The organism is Shigella sp. FC1567 (assembly GCF_001743015.1).
In the GTDB taxonomy this organism is placed as follows: Bacteria; Pseudomonadota; Gammaproteobacteria; order Enterobacterales; family Enterobacteriaceae; genus Escherichia; species Escherichia coli.
The window spans coordinates 1-4,560 of the sequence record NZ_MIIV01000153.1 but is presented as its reverse complement, the minus strand read 5'-3'; the positions used below and the strand labels follow the sequence as shown (position 1 = coordinate 4,560).

Below are 4,560 nucleotides of genomic sequence, written 5' to 3'. Positions count from 1 at the left end.
CCCCAGAGAAGTCAGTGGGTTACGCAGAGAATCGTAACGGGATACCAGATCAAGAGCCTGTCCAATGTGCATAAAAAAATCCGGAAACAAGTGAGCGTTTCCGGATTCTTACACAGCCACTGGATCGGTCAACTGATCCTTAACTGATCGGCATTACCCACGCCGGGGACGTTTTTGAGCGCGTCGGTAAGGTTGGTTGCGCCCTGATCTTTAATCACTTGTTCAGAAATCACCGTCATCGTGCGGGTAGTATCCGCTACCGGACGCGAGAATTTCGGATCGGCAGATTGTTGTGGCGCATAAAGCGAAGGCGTTGATGCTTCGACAACCAGCGTGTCATCCGCGTTAGTTTGCCCTTCGGCGGCGAGTGCCTGAGCCACAGGCGTGATGCCAATACAAAGACCGGCAAAGAACGTGAGCGAATGAAATTGTCTGGCAGGGAAATTGCGATTGTTTTCCATTTTGCAGGTGACTTTTTCTTATATGTTGAAATTTTCACTGTCACGAGAAAGCATCTCTGCGGATGCGATGCCACTGTTAATCCCGTGATAGTGTTCATGCAAGTGATAATAATTTTGATAAACATTATCACTTGGCGCGATTTTCTATCACCCATTGCGCGAAAAAGAAATACATTTATTTACATTGAGTTCATATTTGATGTTTTTTGATTACAAAACAGGCGAAAACTGCATCCAGAGGCGAATGCAGTTACGTTGGTGGGGTTATTTGTAGATGGTTGCAGTACCGAACATCTGGTCATTTCCGCCTGCGGAATTAATGACATAACCTTTCGCGCCTTGTTCGCGCGCTTTTTCTGCCAGTTTATCCTCCAGATCGCTTAGGTTTGATGCGCCAGTTGCCGAAACGGTACCGCGGGCCGTAGCTGACCGCTGTCCAGGTTACTCATCGGTTGCGCGGCATAAGCCGTGAGAGAGATTCTGCTCAGGACGGTGGCAATCAGTAGTGTGAGGCACTTTTTCATAATGACATCCTCATAAATACAACGGGTAGTGCCTGATAAGTGTAGGTCGCCTGCGCGATGCAAATGACGCAAAAAATTGACAGAGATGTGCTTATTTTTTGAACGATATATTTTTACAAAATAAGACAAATCAATGACATGCATAATGCTGATTTTTATGATGAATTGCCATAAACCATAGCCATGTTAAGGTTTTGGGGAATGATAAACGCAGCCAGATATTTACCCTGTCGCGTTATGCGGGTATCTTACGCCGCTGCTTAAAGGAGAATGCTATGTCCGCCCAGAAACCGGGGTTGCATCCGCGCAACCGTCATCACAGCCGCTACGATCTCGCCACGCTTTGTCAGGTCAATCCTGAACTCAGGCAATTCCTCACGCTTACACCCGCCGGGGAGCAAAGCGTAGACTTTGCCAATCCGCTGGCGGTGAAGGCGCTCAATAAGGCGTTGCTGGCCCATTTTTACGCCGTAGCGAACTGGGATATCCCCGACGGTTTTCTCTGCCCACCAGTACCCGGCCGGGCGGATTATATTCATCACCTTGCCGATTTACTGGCTGAAGCAAGCGGAACAATTCCAGCGAATGCCAGCATTCTGGATATCGGCGTTGGTGCGAACTGTATTTATCCGCTGATTGGCGTACATGAATATGGCTGGCGTTTTACCGGTAGTGAAACCAGCAGCCAGGCGTTAAGCAGTGCGCAGGCGATTATCAGTGCTAATCCGGGGCTTAACCGCGCCATTCGTCTGCGTCGGCAAAAAGAGAGTGGGGCAATTTTTAACGGCATCATCCATAAAAACGAGCAATACGACGCGACCTTGTGTAACCCGCCATTCCACGATTCCGCCGCTGCAGCGCGGGCAGGTAGTGAGCGTAAACGCCGTAACCTGGGGCTGAACAAAGACGATGCACTGAACTTTGGTGGTCAGCAACAGGAGTTGTGGTGTGAAGGTGGTGAAGTCGCCTTTATCAAAAAGATGATTGAAGAGAGCAAAGGCTTCGCGAAGCAGGTGATGTGGTTTACCTCGCTGGTATCTCGTGGTGAAAACTTACCGCCGTTGTATCGTGCTCTGACCGACGTGGGCGCGGTGAAGGTGGTAAAAAAAGAGATGGCCCAGGGGCAAAAGCAGAGTCGCTTTATTGCCTGGACCTTTATGAACGACGAGCAGCGCCGCCGTTTTGTCAATCGCCAGCGTTAAAGCGTTGGCTCCCCCGGCGGTAACGGTTCAGCCGGGGTCGCGCCCGGAGTAGGCAGCACCTAATAAGTCTGCACTGGCGCGCGAACGCCCACCAGGTCGAAATGTTTTTTCACCTGGCTGTCGAGGGCAAAGCGTACCGTCCACTGTTTGAGTGGCAGCGTGGTGAACGAAACACGCAGTGTAAACGCGGTATTGCTTAAGCCGACAATCCCGGCAAAATTCGGTTCACCAATAATCAGCCCGCGAATTTCTTCGTTTTCCATCAATTCCGCTACCGCATCTTTCAGTGCCTGATTGGCTTTATCAGCATCTTCATGGCGATCAACATCGTAGTTTGCCACTACCGAACCAATACCGCGGACGAAGTTAGCAAAGGTGGTTATCGAAGACCACGGAATGATGTGATACGCCCCGGTATCCTGGCGCACGCCCACGGAGCGAATCGACATCCGTTCCACTGTGCCGGTCAACGGCCCGATAGTCACCAAATCTCCAGTGTTCATGCCGTTTTCAAACTGAATAAACACCCCGGTAATGATATCTTTCACCAGCGTTTGCGAACCAAACGAGATAGCCAGACCTAATGCCCCGGCACCTGCCAGCAATGGCGCGATATTGACGCCGATTTCCGACAACACAATCATGATGGTGATGGTACTGATAATCACCGCCAGCGCGTTACGAAACAGCGTCAGCAGGGTACGCGTACGGGCGCTGGGTAGCGGGCGGCCATGAATATCCGAAGCCAGCCGGTTTTCGATCAAACTGGCGAGCACCGTCCAGCCAACCGCCGAGAAAAAAAGAATAAGTGCGATACGGATCAGGATATCTACGGTTTTCTGCCCCGCGCCGTTTTGCAGCCAGTTCCAGAAATCGAACAATCCCCATGCGCTCAACAGCAACATTACCGCCACGCAGACGGTCAGAATACGCGCCGTTTTCAGCGCCGCCGAAAGCCAGCCATTCAGCCGTTTTTGCAACTCCGGATAGTTACGCTGAGTATGTGGCGAGAGGGTGATGGTTTTCGCCAGCCAGCGGGAAAACATACCGGAAACAAACGCTGCGATACCAATAATCGCCAGGCTGCGCACCGTTGCACCCATCATAAATTTCAGGCTGTTGCCCGGATCGAACAACGAAAAGAAAAACAGCACGATAAAATAGGCGCTTGCCAGCCAGTGCCACACCAGCGCAAAGGCGCGGATAAACAGGCTGAAAAAGGCCAGCGAATGCTCCGCAAAGTTGAGCAAATGTTGGGTAATCTCTTTTTTATTGCGAAAGATCAGGTACAACGCCCAGACGGTCATGCACAGCATAATGATGACGTTCGCCAGCGCACCTATCTGTACATTCACCTGATTAGAGATAATCGGCACGGCCACAATCAGGCCATAACCTATCAAACTGCTTAACCAGCTCAGGCGACGACTCCAGTAACGGGCGGTCTCGTCATGAATCGTGAACGGGCGCAGTTCAGCCACGTTTGGGCAAAAAATCAGGCGTAGTACAGCTTTGAAAAATTCAATCAGGGCAAAGGCGTTGAGAAACAAACTTTGTTGGAAAGCGATGGTGCGACTGCCTGCATTCAGGTTGTCGCTTAATACCTGGCCGACAAATAATGTCAGTGCCAGTAACAGTAGGTCGATAATAAACGCCCCGATAATCATCGCCGGAAGCTGCAACCAGTTACTGCGCTCACGATTTTTTTGCCGCGCCCACAGGCCCATTTTGCGATACAGCGGCAGTGCGCACAGGCGAATCAGCCAGTAAAAACCAAACACTAATACCGCTAACATTGAAAAATGGGTCAGCGCATTGCTGAATGTTTGTGGATTAAACGGCTTATGCGGGGAGCCGGTAATATTGCGATAAAGTTGCCCGAAGCGGGCGGAAAGGGCTTCACCATAATGGCGGCTGACTTCGGTGACCTTTTGCAGCACGGTTTGCTCTTCAACCAGCGTCGGCGGCACGATCTTCGGGACCGGTTCCGCAGGGGGCGTCGCGGCGACAGTACGCAACTGGTCGATCAATTCTTTACGCGAGGTGTCGTTATCCAGCACATCCGCTAGTGCGCCATAGGCCGCTTTTTTTTGTTCGATATCCGGTTCCGGGGCCGGTTCAGTCGTTGAGTCCGTTGTCGTTGTGGTTGTAACGCCGGGTATGGATACCGCGTGGGCAGGTGCGCCCAGCAGGCAGAAGAGGATGAACAGGATCCACCGCATGACTCCTCCAGTGAGAAAACAGAGCAAAAAGATAAGTATAGATGCTGGGGGGGCCCCTATTAAGTTGTCAAGCATGTTATGACCCCTGCGGGGTATAAAAAGTCCCGTCGCGCATCATGGCGAACAGAACGTCGCAGCGTCGTCTCGCCAG

General features: G+C 51.4%; 3 protein-coding genes and 3 pseudogenes. 1 reads left to right on the top strand and 5 read right to left on the bottom strand.

Annotated features, from left to right (window positions below; translation table 11 throughout):
* The 3 genes and pseudogenes from BHE85_RS27420 to mcbA all read right to left on the bottom strand — a co-directional run.
* On the bottom strand, positions 1-90 hold a 90-nt coding region (locus tag BHE85_RS27420), incomplete at its 3' end, for a hypothetical protein (protein ID WP_047199464.1).
* A 65-nt stretch (positions 91-155) separates the two neighbouring features.
* A pseudogene (locus BHE85_RS10825) lies at positions 156-461 on the bottom strand (TonB-dependent receptor plug domain-containing protein); the annotation flags it as partial.
* Positions 462-725: 264 nt separating this feature from the next.
* A pseudogene (gene mcbA / locus BHE85_RS10820) lies at positions 726-985 on the bottom strand (DUF1471 family periplasmic protein McbA).
* A gap of 275 nt (positions 986-1,260) precedes the next feature.
* Between mcbA and rlmF the strand changes: the two are divergent.
* Positions 1,261-2,187 carry a 23S rRNA (adenine(1618)-N(6))-methyltransferase RlmF gene (gene rlmF, locus BHE85_RS10815; protein WP_001275941.1) on the top strand — a complete coding sequence of 309 codons (927 nt, stop codon included), beginning with the start codon at positions 1,261-1,263 and terminating at the stop codon, positions 2,185-2,187.
* Here the strand turns inward: rlmF and ybiO are convergent.
* Together ybiO and BHE85_RS27415 are read right to left on the bottom strand one after the other, a co-directional pair.
* Positions 2,184-4,409 (bottom strand): annotated as a pseudogene (ybiO, locus tag BHE85_RS10810) (mechanosensitive channel protein). The gene rlmF and the pseudogene ybiO sit on opposite strands and share 4 nt — an antisense overlap.
* Positions 4,410-4,485: 76 nt before the next feature.
* The coding region (locus BHE85_RS27415; protein WP_228365084.1) for a hypothetical protein at positions 4,486-4,560 on the bottom strand (75 nt) is incomplete at its 5' end.